The 15954-nt window shown below is 72.2% G+C and carries 11 protein-coding genes and 1 tRNA gene; 7 read left to right on the top strand and 5 right to left on the bottom strand.

From position 1 onward, the window contains the following. The first annotated feature begins 53 nt into the window (after positions 1-53). Positions 54-2192 carry an ATP-dependent DNA helicase UvrD2 gene (locus R0145_RS09885; protein ID WP_317836650.1) on the top strand — a complete coding sequence of 713 codons (2139 nt, stop codon included), beginning with the start codon at positions 54-56 and terminating at the stop codon, positions 2190-2192. On the opposite strand, the gene R0145_RS09880 is transcribed toward R0145_RS09885, so the two are convergent. Then, positions 2102-2968, bottom strand: coding sequence for a TOMM precursor leader peptide-binding protein (locus tag R0145_RS09880; RefSeq protein WP_317836649.1), 867 nt, complete (start codon positions 2966-2968; stop codon positions 2102-2104). The two genes, R0145_RS09885 and R0145_RS09880, sit on opposite strands and share 91 nt — an antisense overlap. Positions 2969-3566: 598 nt before the next feature. Further along, positions 3567-5075: a zinc-dependent metalloprotease gene (locus R0145_RS09875; RefSeq protein WP_317836648.1), complete on the bottom strand. Its 1509-nt coding sequence runs from the start codon at positions 5073-5075 to the stop codon at positions 3567-3569. A gap of 141 nt (positions 5076-5216) precedes the next feature. Here R0145_RS09875 and R0145_RS09870 point away from each other — a divergent pair, with 141 nt between their 5' ends. The 4 genes from R0145_RS09870 (at position 5217) to R0145_RS09855 (ending at position 10270) form a co-directional block, all read left to right on the top strand. After that, on the top strand, positions 5217-5642 hold the full coding sequence (locus R0145_RS09870; protein ID WP_317836647.1) for a molybdenum cofactor biosynthesis protein MoaE: 426 nt from the start codon (positions 5217-5219) through the stop codon (positions 5640-5642). After that, positions 5639-6766, top strand: a complete 1128-nt coding sequence (locus tag R0145_RS09865) for a PDZ domain-containing protein (protein ID WP_317836646.1) — start codon at positions 5639-5641, stop codon at positions 6764-6766. Before R0145_RS09870 ends, R0145_RS09865 begins: the two co-directional genes overlap by 4 nt. Before the next feature lie 19 nt (positions 6767-6785). After that, complete coding sequence (locus R0145_RS09860; RefSeq protein ID WP_317836645.1) at positions 6786-7322, top strand: PPA1309 family protein; 537 nt, start codon at positions 6786-6788, stop codon at positions 7320-7322. 74 nt (positions 7323-7396) lie between these two features. Continuing rightward, entirely contained in the window at positions 7397-10270 is a 2874-nt protein-coding gene (locus R0145_RS09855; RefSeq protein WP_317836644.1) for a UPF0182 family protein, read from the top strand. A 52-nt stretch (positions 10271-10322) separates the two neighbouring features. Here R0145_RS09855 and R0145_RS09850 read toward each other — a convergent pair whose 3' ends face one another. From R0145_RS09850 to R0145_RS09840, 3 genes are all read right to left on the bottom strand, one after another. Continuing rightward, entirely contained in the window at positions 10323-11702 is a 1380-nt protein-coding gene (locus tag R0145_RS09850; protein WP_317836643.1) for a pitrilysin family protein, read from the bottom strand. Further along, complete coding sequence (locus R0145_RS09845; protein WP_317836642.1) at positions 11699-12997, bottom strand: pitrilysin family protein; 1299 nt, start codon at positions 12995-12997, stop codon at positions 11699-11701. The genes R0145_RS09850 and R0145_RS09845 overlap by 4 nt, the downstream gene beginning before the upstream one ends. Positions 12998-13191: 194 nt before the next feature. Then, positions 13192-13265: transfer RNA gene (locus tag R0145_RS09840), tRNA-Met, on the bottom strand. Between the two features lie 83 nt (positions 13266-13348). Between R0145_RS09840 and R0145_RS09835 the strand changes: the two genes are divergently transcribed. Next, positions 13349-14362, top strand: coding sequence for a P1 family peptidase (locus R0145_RS09835; RefSeq protein WP_317836641.1), 1014 nt, complete (start codon positions 13349-13351; stop codon positions 14360-14362). A 57-nt stretch (positions 14363-14419) separates the two neighbouring features. After that, entirely contained in the window at positions 14420-15934 is a 1515-nt protein-coding gene (locus R0145_RS09830) for an ABC transporter substrate-binding protein (RefSeq protein WP_317836640.1), read from the top strand. Positions 15935-15954 lie beyond the last annotated feature (20 nt).

The following is a 15954-nucleotide window of genomic DNA, read 5'->3' as shown; positions in this document are numbered from 1 at the left end:
GGTGACACTCGAGGCGGGCCGCGGTGTCGGTGCAGCGGCCTACAGTGTGGGGCATGTCCGCCACCCCGTCAGCCGACCCGACCTCCGCCGAAGCCCTCCTCGACCAGCTGGACCCCGAGCAGCGCGCGGTGGCGACCGGCCTGACCGGTCCGGTCGTGGTGATCGCCGGGGCCGGCACCGGGAAGACCCGGGCCATCACGCACCGGATCGCGTACGGCTGCGCGGTCGGCGCCTACGTCCCCACCCAGGTGCTGGCGGTGACGTTCACCACCCGGGCCGCGGGGGAGCTGCGGGGCCGGCTCCAGCAGCTGGGGGCCCGTGGGGTGCAGGCCCGGACGTTCCACTCCGCGGCGCTGCGCCAGGCCCAGTACTTCTGGCCCAAGGCGTACGGGCGCCCGCTGCCGCGGCTGGCGGACAATCGCTACGGGATGGTCGTCGAGGCGGCCCGCCGGCTGCGGGTGGAGACCGACCAGGGGACGGTGCGCGACCTGCTCGGCGAGATCGGTTGGGCCAAGGTCTCCAACGCCGACGCCGACAGCTATCCCCAGGTCGCCCGGCGGGCCCGGCGGGAGGTGTCGGGACTGGAACCGGAGACGATCGCGCGGGTGTTTGCCGGGTACGAGCGGCTCAAGGCCGACCACGGGGTGATCGACTTCGAGGACATCCTGTTGTGCTGCGCGGCGATGCTCGCCGAGCGCGAGGAGGTGGCCGAGGAGGTCCGCCGGACCTACCGGCACCTGGTCGTCGACGAGTACCAGGACGTCTCCCCGCTCCAGGAGGCCCTGCTGACGCTGTGGCGGGGGGAGTCCGAGGAGCTCTGTGTGGTCGGCGATCCGGCGCAGACCATCCACTCCTTCGCCGGTGCCCGGGCCGACTACCTGACCGGGTTCACCCGGCGCCACCCGGGTGCGACGGTGGTCCGGCTGGTCCGCGACTACCGCTCGACACCGGAGGTGGTGGACGTCGCCAACCGGGTGATCGGGCACAGCGGACAGCAGGCGCTGGTCGCCCAGCGGCCGACCGGCCCGGCACCGGTCTGGGCGGAGGCCACCGACGAGGCGGAGGAGGCGGCCGGGATCGCCGGCTGGCTGTCCTCATTGGCCGAGCAGGGGGTGGACTGGCGGGAGATGGCGGTGCTGTTCCGGATCAACGCGCAGTCCCCGCAGCTCGAGCAGGCCCTCGACGCGGCGGGCATCCCCTACCTGGTCCGGGGCGCCGAACGGTTCTACGAGCGGGCCGAGGTGCGGCAGGGGATCGGCCTGCTGCGGGCCCAGGCTCGCACCGGCCAGGTCGACGGGGTCGGACCTCTCGACCAGGCCAAGGCCCTGCTGGAACCGATCGGGTGGCGCGAGACGGCACCGTCGGGCTCCGGATCGCGGCGGGAGAAGTGGGAGTCGCTCGCCGCCTTGATCGACCTGGTCGGTGACGTCCTGGCCGAGCGGCCCGGAGCGGACCTGGCGGACGTCGCGGAGGTCCTCGACGCCCGGGCGGCGGCGGACCACGCACCGATCGCGCACGGTGTCACCCTGTCGACCTTCCACGCCGCGAAGGGGCTGGAGTGGGACGCGGTGGCGCTGAGCGGGGTGCACGAGGGGTCGATGCCGTTCGTGCTCGCCACCGGTCGTGACCAGCTCGACGAGGAACGCCGGCTGCTCTACGTCGGCATCACCCGGGCCCGCCGGCACCTGCGGGTGTCCTGGTCGCGGGCCCGGTCCGGCGGTAACGGTCGGCGCCGGCCGTCCCGTTTCCTCGACGGTGTCCTCCCGACCGGGGTGACGGCCACGCCCGAGGCGGCGCGTCGCGGGTCCGGCGGCGGGCGGCGACGCGGCAGCGCGCTCAGCGCGACCTGCCGGGTGTGCGGCCTGGCGCTGCGCGACGCGGCCGAGCGCAAGCTCGGTCACCACCACGACTGTGAGGTCCCCTACGACGAGGCGACCGCGGAGGCGCTGCGCCGGTGGCGACGCCGGGAGGCGAAGACCCACAGCCTGCCGGCGTACGTGATCTTCACCGATGCGACCCTGCTGGCGCTGGCCGAGACCCGCCCCGCCGACGAGCGGGCGCTCCGGGCGGTGCGCGGGATCGGCGCGGGGAAGATCGAGCACTACGGCGAGGCGGTGCTGAGGATCGTTGCCGATCCCGGCCTCGTCGACGAGGACGGGGCGCTCGCCGCCGCGCCGGGCGGGACGGTCTGACCCCACGCCGGGGCGCTCGCCGCACCGGGCGGGGACCAGCCGCAGCCGCAGGCCGGGTGTGGTCGCCACGCCCGCCAGCTCTGCCGCCAGTCGCGGGTGTCCAGCTCGACCGTACGGTCGGCCAGATCGGGCCGGCCGCCGGCCGCCCAACAGGCCAGCTGGGTCAGCACGGTGGCGATGGTCCAGTCCCGCAGCGCCGCCGCGTACGGTGCCTCGATCGCTGTCATCGCGGCCCGCTGCTCGACCCAGGAGGCGTCGCGGGCGGCCCGGCCGAGATCGCCGCAGACCAGGCAGGAGGTCCGCCCGGGCAGGACGAACGGGCCCACCAGGACCCCGGCCGGCCGTGGCCGGACCACGATGTGGGGATCGTCGGCGCGCATCAGCGTCTCGACCAGGGCGGGGTCCGGCTCCAGGCAGCCGGGCGCGACGACGGTGGGCGTCCCCGGCGGCAGCGGTCGGCGATCCACCGTGTCGGCCACCCGGACCCGATCCCGGAGCCGGCCGCGGGCGGTCCCCGGCGCGGCCCCGGGGGCGATCACGTGGACCGTCCCGACCCCGGCCTCGAGCAGTCCGGAAGTGAGATCGGCGGCCAGTGCCGGCGCGGCGACCACTCGGGCCACCGGGAGGCCTCCCAGTGGGCCTTGCTGTGAGCCGTCCACAGCGAGCAGACCGGCCGTCCGTAGAGTTGTCACCAGGTTGTCCACAGCCCGCAGCGGCAAGTTCCACCGGTCAGCGAGGTCACCGAGGGCGTGTTCCCCGGTCAGGTCGGCCAGCATCCGCGGGGTCCCGGGCGGAGCGTCCCCGAACCGGATACCGTGATCTGCATCACAACCCACCTGTACCGTCCCGTCCCGCAGCCGGAGAATCGGCACGCCGGCCAACAGCCGGGGCCGGAGTGCCACGGGTGGTCCGGGGAGGGCATCCAGTAACTCGTCCATGCCCACCACGATCGCCCCGGAGGGACCACGGATCCACCCCTGACAAGGGGACGGACAACACCGGGTGGGGAACGGACAACACTGCTGCGGTGATCGGTGCGGCGCTGATCGAACCCGGGCAGGCGGAAGGCCCTCACGCTATCGATCAGGCTCGCCTTCCCCTGCGAACCACCGACCACGGAGGGCCTCCTTCGGCCAATCTAGGCGGCCGTGGCGGAGTACGTCAAGGCCGTCCGTCCGGCGTCAGCCCGGAGGTCGGCCGGCGCCGGGTCCGAGCGGGGCCGGCCGGGTCGGGGAGTGGCCGCACCGAGGAGCCGATTGTCCACGGTTGTGGAAAACCTTGTGGATGAAATGTGGTCAACATGTGGACGGCGGGTGGCCATCCTACGGTCCGACACCGTTCACCGTGTGGACACCTTCCGTCCGCCATCCGGGATCACTGGCCGTCGGGATCCTGGTCGGAACCGTGCGGGTCGGTGTCCGTGCCGCGGTCCCGGTCCGCCTCGCTGAGCAGCCGCTCCAGCTCCGCGTCGATGTCGTACGCCTCGGGCGCCGGCCCCGTCTCGCCGCCGCGCTGGTCGACCTCACCGGCGACGAACCCCAACGGGTCGTCGAGCCCGGCCGAGGTGGGCAGGTGATCGGGGTGCGTCCACAGCGCGTCGCGGCCGTCGGTCCCCCGCGCCTCCCGCAGGGCGGCCCACAGGTTGGCCGCGTCCCGCATCCGGCGGGGCCGCAGCTCCAGGCCGACGACGGTGTTGAGCGCCTCCTCGGCCGGGCCGCCGGTCGCCCGGCGGCGGCGCAGCGTCTCCGCGAGAGCCGGCGCGGTGGGCATCCACCGCCCGGTGGCCTGGGTGACGGTGTCGTCGACCCAGCCCTCGATCAGCGCCAGCAGGGTCTCCAGCCGTTCCAGCACCGCCTGCTGCTCGGGCGTACGCACCGGCTCGAAGAGGCTGCCCTGCAGCTTCTCGAAGGCCTCCTGCATCGCTGCCAGGTCCATCGTCGAGGGGTCGAGGTCGCGGTACATGTCCTCCATCGCGGACATGTCGATCCGGATACCGGCGGCATACTGCTCGAACAGCGACAGCAGCTGCGGGCGCAGCCAGGGCACGGCGGCGAAGAGGCGCTGGTGCGCCGCCTCGCGCAGGGCCAGGTACACCTGGATGTCGGTGGGGGACTGGTCGAGGCCCTCGGAGAACTCCGCCACGTTCGTCGGCAACAGCACCACCGCGCCGTCGTCGCCGAGCGGCAGCCCGATGTCGGTGAGGCCGAGCACCTCCGAGGCCAGCCGGCCGAGCGCTTCGGCGACCTTCTGGCCGTACATCATCGCGCCACTGGTGCGCAGCATCGGCTGGAGTAGGCCGGCCATCTGGGCCAGTTCCGCCGGCTGTTCCTCGCCGGGGTCGGCGGACTGCAGCAGCGCGTCGGCCAGGGCGTCGGCGAAGCTCGTCGCCACCGGGGCGATGATCCGCTGCCAGACCGGCAGGGTGGAGGTGATCCATTCCGCGCGGCTCCACACCTTGGGCGCCCGCTCGGTGGCCGGGAAGGACGTCGAACGGTCCAACCAACCCTCGGCGATCCGGGTCGCCTCGGCCAGGCTCTCGCGCTGATCCCGCGAGGGGGCCGGGTCCGACCCACGCTCGGCGCAGACCCGCCGGGCGATGGTGCTGACCTGGCGCCAGTCGACCTGCCCGGGCTGGACCGGGGCGCCGCCACCGGCGGCGGGGTTCACGAAGCCGGTGTATCCGGCGGTCGGTCCGGGGGCCCCGGCCGCGAACATCTGCCCGAAGGTCTGCTGGAGCTGCTGCAGCAGGGCGGCGAGGTCGGGGGTGCCCCCGGGGCCGCCGGCTCCGGGCAGGCCCAACCGACGGAGCAACTCCTCGAAGGCGTTCTCCTCCGGCTTGCCCTCGTCCGGGTCGCTGTCGTCGCGGCGAGGATCATCGGCCATGGTGTGTGACTCCTGCTCGTGGGCATCTGACTTGCGTCCATTGAACCGCATCCGGCAAGGCGTGTCCGGGGACGGTACGGCGGGGGCGGACACGGCGCGGTGGGCGCGGCGGTGGGCGCGGCGGTGGGTACAGTCGTGGGCATGCTGCGGACGAGTGCACGGGTGACGGCCGAGCCCCTGGTGGTCGACGACCTGCTGGGTACGGTCGTGGACCGGACGGTCGGTGGCCTGGGGGTGTTCGTCGGCCTGGTCCGCGACCACGACCCGGAGGGTCCCGGCGCGACCGTGCAGTGGCTGGAGTACTCCGCCCACCCGACCGCCGAGCGGACCCTGGCCGCGCTGGTCACCGAGGTGGCCGAGGCGTACGACGTCCTCGCCGCCGGGGCCGAGCACCGGGTCGGCCGGTTGGGCGTCGGGGACATCGCCGTGACGGTCGCCGTCGGAGCGGCACACCGGGCCCCCGCCCTGGCGGCCTGCCAGGTGCTGATCGACCGGATCAAGTCCGAGGTGCCGATCTGGAAACGACAGGCGTTCGACGGCGGCGTGACCACGTGGGTCGGTCTGTGACCTCCCGCGTGGTGACCGCCCGCGGCGGCCGGCGTTCCCCGCTGCGGCGGGCCGGTGCCTGGCTACGGCGGGTGTTCGGTGGCACTCCCACGACGACCGCGGCGGCCGCCGGGACCTTCGTCGTGCTGGCGATGGTCCTCGCCCTGGTCCCGGTGCCGTACGTGACGTGGAGCCCGGGCCGGACCATGGACGTGCTGGGCCCGGCCGCCTCCGGACAGGGACAGGCGGTGGCGATCAGCGGACTGACCAGCTACCCGACGGACGGCCAGCTCCGGCTGACCACCGTCGGGGTGACCCGCGCCGACTCCCGGATCACCCTGCCCGCCGCGCTCGCCGCCCACTGGCTGCCCTGGCGTGAGGTGCTGCCCCGCGACGCCGTGTATCCCCCGGGGACCACCGAGCAGCAGAACACCGCCGAGAGCACCCAGATGATGGACACCGCCCAGCAGTCGGCGATCGTGGCCGGTCTGCGCAGCGCCGGGGTCACCGTCACCGAGGTGACGACCGTGGTCGGGGTGACCGACGGGACGCCGGCCGACGGACGCCTCGACCCGGGGGACACCATCACCGCGGTCGACGGGGTGACCGTCACCTCACCGACCGACGCCACGGCACGGATCCGGGCCCGCCGGGTCGGCGAGTCGGTGCGGATCACCGTGCTGCGCTCCGGGGCCCGGCAGGACGTCACGGTACCCACCGTCGCCGGCACCGACGACCCCGCCCAGCCGAGGATCGGTGCGACCGTCGGGGTGGGGTACGACCACCCGGGGACGGTCACCTTCGGCATCGACCCGGCGATCGGCGGGCCCAGCGCCGGCCTGGTCTTCGCCCTGGCGATCCGCGACCGACTGACGCCGGAGGACCTCACCGCCGGCCGGGTGATCGCCGCGACCGGCACCATCGATCCCGACGGCACGGTCGGATCGATCGGCGGGCTGCCCGCCAAGGTGGCCGGTGCCCGGGCCGCCGGTGCGACGCTCTTCCTGATCCCGCGCGGCAACTGCGACGAGGCCGTCCGGCTGCGCACCGACCTGCCGTTGGTCCCGGTCGACGACCTGCAGCAGGCGGTCGACGTGCTCTCCCGGCCGCAGACCCCGGTCGCCGATCTGCCCCATTGTTCCTGACATCCCGAGGAGGACCCCGATGACCGAGCCTGACAGCACGCCCACCGACGCGGCGGACGCCCTGGTCGCCGCCCTGATGGAGATCGAACGCCACGTCTCCTCGCTGGGCTGGGACCAACCGGCCCGGCTGTTCGCCCTGGTGCGGACGGCGGACCTCGTCGCCGCCGAACCACACCTCGCCGAGGCCCTCGACGCGGAGCACCGTCCGGCGGACGCGATCAGCTCGATCGAGCAGGACACCTGGCATGCCGGCGAGGACATCGTGACGGCCCTGCAGGGGATCGCCTGGCCGGACACCGTCGAGGGGTGCGCGCTGGCGATCGAGCGGGCCTTCCTGCCCTCCGACGCCGAGGTCGACATCCCCGAGGATCCCGAGGAGGCGGCCCGCTACGTCGCCGAGCACCCTCGCCGCCAGGACATCCGGGTGGTCGCCGGGGTACTGCGTTCCGGCGAGCAGCAGAGTCTGGCCCGGCTGGCGTCCGCGCCGGAGGAACTGCTCGGCGGCCCCGAACTGGCCCCCGGGCTCTCGGCGCTGCTCAGCCGTACGCTGCGCTGAGCCGTCGCCCTGGCCCGGCCCCCTAGGATGGGGTCCGACCCACGTTCCGAGAACCGAGAACAAGGAAGTGTCCCGTGAGCACCGCCTCCCCGACCCGGCCCCGGCGCAGGCCGCACCCGCTGCTGATCACGCTGGTCGTGATGGCGGTGCTGTTGGTGCTGCTCGCGGTGACGGCGAACGTCTGGACCGACTTCCTGTGGTACCGCAGCCTCGGCTATTCGACGGTGTTCAGCACCCGACTGCTGACCGGCGTGCTGCTGTTCGTCCTCGGCCTGACGGTGATGGCCGGCCTGGTCATCGGCAATGGCCTGATCGCGTTGCGGCTGCGGCCCCGGACCCGGCCGACCGCCCAGAGCGGCCTGCTGGAGACCTATCGGCACGTGCTGTTCAGCGGCCGGTTCCGGTCGGTGCTCTTCGTCTTCGGCGGCATCCTCGGCCTGTTCGCCGGGTTCGGCGTCTCGGGCAACGTGGACACCGTGCTGGCCTGGCTGCACCGCACCCCGTTCGGCGGTCATGATGCGGGGTTCGGCCTGGATCCGGGGTTCTACGTCTTCGACTACCCGTTCTGGCGGATGGCGCTGAACTTCCTGATCACCTGTCTGGTGCTCAGCGGTCTGGTCGCCCTGGTGATCCACTATCTGTCGGGGGCGCTGCGGCTGGACCGGGGCGCCCGGTCCTCCGCCGGCGCCCAGATCCACCTGTCCGTCCTGATCGGCGTGGTCCTGCTGGTGTACGCGGCGCTGCGGGTCTTCGACCGGTACGGGCTCCAGGTCGGCTCGGGGCAGCTGCTCACCGGGATGGGCTACACCGACGACCACGTACGATCCACCGCCCAGCTCATCCTCGCGGTGATCACCGTGCTGTGCGCGCTGCTGTTCTTCGCCAACGCCGCGCTGCGCCGCTGGCGGGTCCCGTTGGCCGCGGTGATCCTGCTGGTGCTGTCCGGGCTGATCCTCGGCCTGATCTATCCCGCGGCGGTGCAGGCCTTCTCGGTGACCCCGGACGAGCCGGACAAGGAGAAGCCGTACATCGAGCGGAACATCGCCGCCACCCGGGAGGCGTTCGGGGTCTCGAATGTCGAGGTCCAGGACTACACCGCGGTGACCCAGACCTCGGCCGGCCAGCTGCGCGCGGACGCCGAGGCGCTGCCCGGCATCCGGCTGATCGACCCCAAGGTGGTCGCCCCGGCGTACGAACAGTTCCAGCAGGTACGTGGTTTCTACCAGTTCCCGAAGACCCTCGATGTGGACCGCTACACCCTCGACGGCCAGGAGAGTGACGTCGTGGTGGCCGCCCGTGAGATCGACCTCAACGGGCTGGACTCCAAGAGCTGGAACAACATCCACACCGTCTACACCCACGGCTACGGCATGGTGGCCGCGTACGGCAACCGCCGCCAGTCCGAGGGCCAGCCGGACTGGGTCGAGAAGGACATCCCGCCGACCGGCAAGCTCGACGAGCAGCAGTCGCGGGTCTACTTCGGCCAGCTGTTCACCGACTACTCGATCGTCGGCGCCCCGGCCGGCGCCGCGCCCGTCGAGCTCGACACGCCCGGCGGCGGGGACCAGAGCGGCGGGTCGAAGATGTTCACCTACGACGGCAAGGGCGGCGTGCCGATCGGCAACATGATCACCCGGGCGCTCTACGCGATCCGGTTCGCCGACCCGAACATCCTGCTCTCCGACCGGGTGAACGCCGACTCCCGGATCATCTACGACCGCACTCCGACCGAGCGGGTCAAGGCCGCGGCGCCGTGGCTCACCGTCGACTCCAACATCTACCCGGCGATCGTCAGCGGCCGGCTGGTGTGGATCGTCGACGGCTACACCACTTCGAACACCTACCCGAACGCGCAGCGGGTCAACCTCACCTCGGCGATCTCCTCCCAGCGCAGCACCGACACCGGGCTCGGGGTCGGCGGCTCCTCGGTCAACTACATGCGCAACTCGGTCAAGGCCGTCGTTGACGCGTACGACGGGACCGTCAGCCTCTACGCCTGGGACCAGTCGGACCCGATCCTGCAGACCTGGGAGAAGGCCTTCCCCGGCCTGATCCAGAGCCGGGACAAGATCTCCGCTGACCTGCTCAACCACCTGCGCTACCCGGAGGACCTCTTCCAGGTGCAGCGTGAGGTGCTCGCCCGCTACCACATGACCGATCCGCATCAGTGGTACCAGCGCACCGACCTGTGGCAGATCCCCGACGACCCGGTGCTCGGCACCGGCAACAAGGAGCAGCCGTACTACCTGTCGGTGAAGTGGCCCGGCGACCAGAACCCGGGCTTCAGCCTGACCTCGGTGTACGTTCCCAACGCCCGGTCCAATCTCGCCTCCTACATGGCGGTGAACGCGGATGCCGCCAGTCCGCAGTACGGCCAGATCCGGATCCTGCGGATGTCGGACCAGACCCAGATCGACGGTCCCGGTCAGACCTTCAATGCGATGACGACGAACGAGCAGGTCGCCACCCGGCTGCGGCCCTACCTCAACCAGGGCACCGCCAATGCGGCGTACGGCAACCTGCTGACCCTGCCGGTCGGCGGCGGCCTGCTCTATGTCCAGCCGGTCTACACCGAACGTCAGGGGGCCACCGGCGCCTATCCGGCGCTGACCTTCGTGATGTCCCGGTTCGGCAACTCGGTCGGCATCGGCACCACACTGCAGGAGTCCCTCGACCAGGTCTTCGCGGGCAACGCCGGTGCCAGCACGGGGGAGACCGGCAGCCCGGCCCAGGCCACCACGACCACGACCACCACCACGCCGTCCGGCACCACCACTGGATCCACCACCATCGACGAGGCGGCCCTGCAGAAGGCGGTCGCCGATGCCCAGCAGGCGTTCAGCGACGCGGACAAGGCCCTGAAGGCCGGTGACCTGGGGACCTACCAGAAACGGACCGAGGACGCGCAGGCCGCAGTGGCGCGGATGCGTCAGGCGCTGGGCGGCTAGGCCGCCACGGAGCGGACGCGCCGAGCGGGGGGTGGGGGCGGCCGGGCCGGCCTCAGCCGACCACGTCCTCCGGCCGGACCACCCGGTCGGGGATGATCCCCTGCTCGGCCAGCGGGCCGAGCAGGGTGCCGGCATCACCGGCCACCACCAGGCTCATCGCAGCCGGGTCGACCACCTCGGTGTAGGCGGCGGTCGCCGAGGCCGTCGTCACCGCGCGGATCCGGGCCAGGTGTTCATTGACGTAACCGAGCGGGAGGCCGTTCAACAGGTTCGAGGCGGTCTGCTCGACCATCCCGCGCGCCGTCGCCAGCCGCAGCGGCAGCAGGCCGACGGAGAATGCCACCGCGTCGGTCACCTCCGCCGGTGTCAGCGGGGCACCGTGCAAGGACATCAGCCGGCGGGCCGCCACCACGGCCTGTGCCGCGACCTCGGTGCGGAAACTCGAGGTGACCGAGTAGGCGCCGCCGGCGCGGAACGGCAGCAGGCCCATCGAGATGCCGTACGTGAACCCCCGTTCCTCGCGGAGCACCCGGTTGAGCCGGCTCCAGAAGGCGCCACCGACGGCGTGGGTGGCGACCCCCAGGTCGGCCCAGCGGGGATCCGTACGATCCGGGGCCGGGCCGCCGAACGCGATGTCGGCCTGCACCGCCCCCGGCCGATCGGCGAGGACGACGGCGGGCCGGGCAGGGGCGGGTGCGGTGTACCCGGCCGGCGGCAGTCCGGTCCCGGACCATCCGCCGAAGATCGCCTCGACCAGCGGGAACGGGTCGGTGCCGGTGAAATCGCCGCCGAGCACCAGGGCGGCCCGGCTGGGATCGAAGTGAACGGCGTGGAAGGCGTGGACGTCGTCGGGCCGGATCTGCTCCAAGGTCGCCCGGGTGCCCCCGGCCGGCCGCTGGGCGCGGCTGCTCGGGTCGAAGACGACCGCCCGCAGCAGCAGTGGGGTGAAGGACGCCGGTCGGGACAGCACCTGGTCGATCTCGGCGAGCCGCAACGCGACGTGGCGCTCGATGTCCGCCTCGGCCAGGGTCGGTCGGATGACAGCCTCGGCGAACAGTGCCAGCGCCCGGTCGAGGTGGCTGATCGGCACCTCCAGGTGGACCCGGACTCCTGCCTGGGCAACGGACAGCGACAGGACCGCACCCGCGCGGGCCAGCTCCTCGGCGAAGGCGGGGCCCGGATGCCGCCCGGTGCCCTCGTCCAGACACCGGGCGCCGATGGTGGCGATGCCCTCCAGCCGCCGGGGCTCGGTGGCCAGCGGCAGCTCCAGGACCAGGACGGCGGAGACGACGTGCTGGCCGGGCAGCTGGTGCACGACGACGCGCATCCCGTTGTCCAACCACCGCAGGGTGGGCAACGGCGCCTGCCACGGTGCGGGCTCGGCCGGAGTCGGCCGTGGCCGCGGCGGACGGCGGAGGAAATCGAAGCTCATGCCGCACCTCGCTGCAGCGTGGAATGGTAGGCAAGGGTGGCCCGATGCTCCGGGCGGAGGTACTCGGCCGGGCCTGCGGTGATCTCCTCGTCGGACAGGGCCAGCACCTCGGGCAGGTGCCGGTTCACCAGGGTCGGGTCGTCGTACAGGGTCGCGTAGCCGGACAGCAGGTCGGCCCGGTCGGCGATCGAGGCGAGTTCCTGCAGGGCGACCAGTTCGTGCTGGGCGCGGGCCCGGGCGAGTTCGTCGGGCGTCGGGCCGCTCGCCAGGTAGTCGGTGAGCACCTCGCCCAGGGCTTCCTCGAGCTGTCCGGCGGTGGTGCCCTCCCGGGCCCGGGCGACCACGAAGCCGAGCGAGGTGCCGTCGATCAGCCCGACCGTGCCGCTGCCGGCGGACTCGGCGAGGCCGCGGTCGCGGACCAGCGCCCGGTGCAGGCGGGACGTCTGGCCGTCGCCGAGCACGTCCATCGCCAGCGCGAGAGCGTCGTACGCGCGGGTGTCGAGAGCCGGCAGCCGCCAGCTCAGGTAGACGGCGTCCGCCGGCACCGGCTGCTCGAGGTCGACCCGGGGCACCCCGGTGAGCGGCGGCAGCGGCCCGGTGGCCGGCCGCTCGCCGAGGATCCGCGGAGCGATCGGGGAGAAGTGATGGTCGGCCTTCCGCCAGGCCTCGTCCGGGGTGACATCCCCGACGATCGACAGCACGGCGTTGCCGGGCAGGTAGTGCGCCTGGAAGAAGATCCGGACGTCGTCCAGGCGGGCCGCGTCGAGGTCCGCCATCGAGCCGATGGTGGGGTGGGCGTACGGGTGCCGTTCCGGGAAGGACAGCGCCAACAGGTGGCGGAACGCATCCCCGTACGGCACGTTGTCGTAGCGCTGCCGCTTCTCCTCCTTGACGACGTCGCGCTGGTTGTCGAGGTTGACCTGGTCGAGGGCGGACAGCAGCGTACCCATCCGGTCGGCCTCCAGCCACAGGGCGAGGTCGAGGACGCCGACCGGACCGCTCTCGAAGTAGTTGGTCCGGTCGAACGAGGTGGTGGCGTTGGCGGTGGCGCCGACCGCCTCCAGGATCGCGATGTGCTGCGCCGACCCGACGTGCCCCGACCCCTGGAACATCAGGTGCTCGAACAGGTGCGCCAGTCCGGTGCGGTGCGGCCGCTCGTGGCGGGACCCGACGTCGTACCACAGGTTGACCGCGACCGTCGGGGTGGCGTGATCCGGACTCACCACCACCCGCAGCCCGTTGTCGAGCCGACGCTCGTGGACGGGGTAGTCGAGGTGGACGGACGGCTGGGCCATGACCGACATCACACCACATCCCGCGGGCTGTCGGGGGACCGTCCGTTTGCGAGCCCTCGGGGCGGATCAGGCTCCGGGGAGCGCTGATGCCTCCGCATCATCGACGCCGCCCACCCGGAACCCGGAGACCACGAATGGCTCGAACCTACACAACATAGGTTCGAGCCATTCCGATGTCCTGAGACATCCCATCGTGGCGGGGGCAGGATTTGAACCTGCGACCTCTGGGTTATGAGCCCAGCGAGCTACCGAGCTGCTCCACCCCGCGTCGGCAACGAGTCTGAACTCTAGACCCGATCTGCCGGCAATGCAAATCGGGTGATCCCGGCCTCCCGGAACTACCGTGGACCCATGATCGAAGGCTTCTCCATCGGCCATCACGATGCCCGTGGTGACGGCTGGCTGACCGGGACGACGGTCGTCCTGGCCCGTGACGGCGCCACCGCCGGCGTCGACGTCCGCGGTGGCGGTCCCGGGACCCGGGAGACGGATCTGCTCCGGCCCACCGCGATGGTCCATGACATCCATGCGGTGGTCCTCACCGGAGGCAGTGCGTACGGGCTGGCCGCCGCTGACGGGGCGATGGCGGGTCTGGAGGAGCGCGGGATCGGCTTCCCGGTGCCGGCGCCCCCGGCCGATCCGCCGGCCGCGGTGGTGCCGATCGTGCCCGCCGCGGTCATCTTCGATCTCGGCCGCGGTGGGGTGAGCGCTCATCGGCCTGACGCCAGCTTCGGGTCACGGGCGCTGGACGCCGCCTTCCGGGCCGACCTCGGACCGGGCGAGCTGCCCCCGGTCGGCTCGGTCGGTGCCGGCACCGGAGCGGTCTGCGGCGGTCTGCGCGGCGGATTCGGCTATGCGGAGCGGATCGCCGGGCCGTTCCGGATCGGCGCCGCGTTGGTGCTCAACGCCTCGGGCCCGGCGGTGGACGAACGTACCGGCCGGCCTTGGGCGGACACTCTCGGGTCGCTGCCCGCCCCCACCGCGGACCAGCGGGCGGCGATCGCCGAGGCCCTCCACTGGGTGCCGACCCTGCCGCTCAATACCACCATCGCGACGGTGCTCACCGACGCGACGCTGGACCGGGACCAGACGACGAAGGTGGCCCAGGTGGCCCACGACGGGCTGGCCCGCGCCGTCCGGCCGGTGCATCGGATGTTCGACGGAGACACGATGTTCTGTCTGGCCTCCGGCCGGGTGCCGGTTGACCCCGCCACCGACCCGAGACGACTGTTCGATCTGCTGCTCACCGCGGCCGCCGACGTGGTCGAGGAGGCCTGCCTGGTGGCGCTGCTCGCCGCCACCACGGCCGGGCTCTGGCCGGCGTACGCCGATCTCGTTCCCGAGGTGCGACGGCCGGCCGGGTGACACGTGGGAGGATGTCTCTCGGACATCGGAGGTCGGGACCGGAGGGTTGAGGTGGGCATGCGTCGTCGACTGGGGATTGTGGTGGCCTGGGTGACCGGGCTGGCGGTGCTGCTGGCCGGCTGCTCGGGTCAGGGCGCCCGTTCCTCGGGGAGCCACCTGCCCGCGAACACCCTGGTGATCGGCGCCACCGCCGAACCGCCCACCCTCGACCCGACGATGAACAACGCCGCCGCCATCCCGCAGGTGCTGCTCTACAACGTCTACGAGACCCTGGTGAAGGTCGACAGCACCGGTCAGCTGCAGGGCCTGCTGGCCAAGGAGTGGACGGTGAGCCCGGACCGGCGGACGTACACCTTCCACCTGGAGCCGGGGGCGAGCTTCGCCTCCGGTCGCCCGCTCACCGCGGCCGACGTGAAGTGGAGCATCGAGCGGATCCTCAGCGCCGAGACCAGCACCGTGCTGAAGACCCAGATGTCGGTGGTGGACAACGTCGCCACGCCGGACGACCACACCGCCGTGGTCACCCTGAAGCGCCCGTCGAACAGCTGGCTGTGGAACATGAGCTCCACCGCGGGGATCATCTTCGACTCCGGCTCCGGGGCGGACTTCGCGACCACCCCCGCCGGCTCCGGACCGTACGCCCTGAAGGCCTGGACCAAGGGGTCCCAGATCGAGCTGGTGCGCAACGACCGGTACTGGGGCACCCGGGCCCGTCCGGACACCGTCACCTTCCGCTACTTCACCGACGCCACTGCGATGAACGCCGCGATGCTGTCCGGTGACCTCAACGTGATCTCCAACGTGCAGGCGCCGCAGGCACTGGACCGCTTTTCCGACACCACGAAGTACACGGTGATGCAGGGCACCACCAACGGCGAGGTGGTGCTCGGGATGAACAACCTCAACCCCGCGCTGAAGGACAAGCGGGTGCGCCAGGCGATCAGCTACGCCATCGACCGCAAGGCGCTGCTCGACTCGGTCTGGAACGGCAAGGGGACGCTGATCGGCTCGATGGTGCCGCCGACCGACCCCTGGTACCAGGACCTGTCCGGCGCTTACCCGTACGATCCAGCCAAGGCGAAGGAGCTGCTGACGGAGGCCGGCTACGCCAAGGGCCTCACCCTGCGGCTGCGACTGCCCACCCTGGCGTACGCCAAGGGCGCCGGCCAGTTCGTGCAGAGCCAGCTGGCCGCCGTCGGGATCACCGTGGTGATCGACGAACTGGAGTTCCCCGCCCGGTGGATCGATGTGGTGATGCGGCAGGGTGACTACGACCTGACCATCGTGGCGCACGTCGAACCGCGTGACCTGGTCAACTTCGCCGACCCGTCGTACTACTGGCACTACGACTCCGAGCAGTTCCGGACGCTGATGGCCGCCGCCGACGCCGGGACCGCCCAGGAGTACATCGACGACCAGCGGGCCGCGGCGAAGCTGCTCTCCGACGACGCAGCCGCCGACTGGCTGTTCCTGTTGCCCAACCTCGTCGTCACCTCCCCGCAGGTCACCGGCCTCAACGCCAATGCCACGTCGCTGAGCTTCGACGTGACCCGGGCCGCAGTGGGGAGCTAACGGGTGTCGTCGGTGCGGGC

Origin of the sequence: Raineyella sp. W15-4 (genome assembly GCF_033170155.1) — a bacterium.
Taxonomy (GTDB): Bacteria; Actinomycetota; Actinomycetes; order Propionibacteriales; family Propionibacteriaceae; genus Raineyella.
Note: the sequence above shows the minus strand (reverse complement) of the source record. Positions and strands in the feature narration are given on the sequence as shown.

Excerpts from the sequence above, each read along its gene's own strand:
- R0145_RS09885 (WP_317836650.1), top strand. The coding sequence starts at position 54 with ATGTCCGCCACCCCGTCAGCCGACCCGACCTCCGCCGAAGCCCTCCTC.
- R0145_RS09880 (WP_317836649.1), bottom strand. The coding sequence starts at position 2,968 with ATGCTGGCCGACCTGACCGGGGAACACGCCCTCGGTGACCTCGCTGAC.
- R0145_RS09875 (WP_317836648.1), bottom strand. The coding sequence starts at position 5,075 with ATGGCCGATGATCCTCGCCGCGACGACAGCGACCCGGACGAGGGCAAG.
- R0145_RS09870 (WP_317836647.1), top strand. The coding sequence starts at position 5,217 with ATGCTGCGGACGAGTGCACGGGTGACGGCCGAGCCCCTGGTGGTCGAC.
- R0145_RS09860 (WP_317836645.1), top strand. The coding sequence starts at position 6,786 with ATGACCGAGCCTGACAGCACGCCCACCGACGCGGCGGACGCCCTGGTC.
- R0145_RS09850 (WP_317836643.1), bottom strand. The coding sequence starts at position 11,702 with ATGAGCTTCGATTTCCTCCGCCGTCCGCCGCGGCCACGGCCGACTCCG.
- R0145_RS09845 (WP_317836642.1), bottom strand. The coding sequence starts at position 12,997 with ATGGCCCAGCCGTCCGTCCACCTCGACTACCCCGTCCACGAGCGTCGG.
- R0145_RS09835 (WP_317836641.1), top strand. The coding sequence starts at position 13,349 with ATGATCGAAGGCTTCTCCATCGGCCATCACGATGCCCGTGGTGACGGC.
- R0145_RS09830 (WP_317836640.1), top strand. The coding sequence starts at position 14,420 with ATGCGTCGTCGACTGGGGATTGTGGTGGCCTGGGTGACCGGGCTGGCG.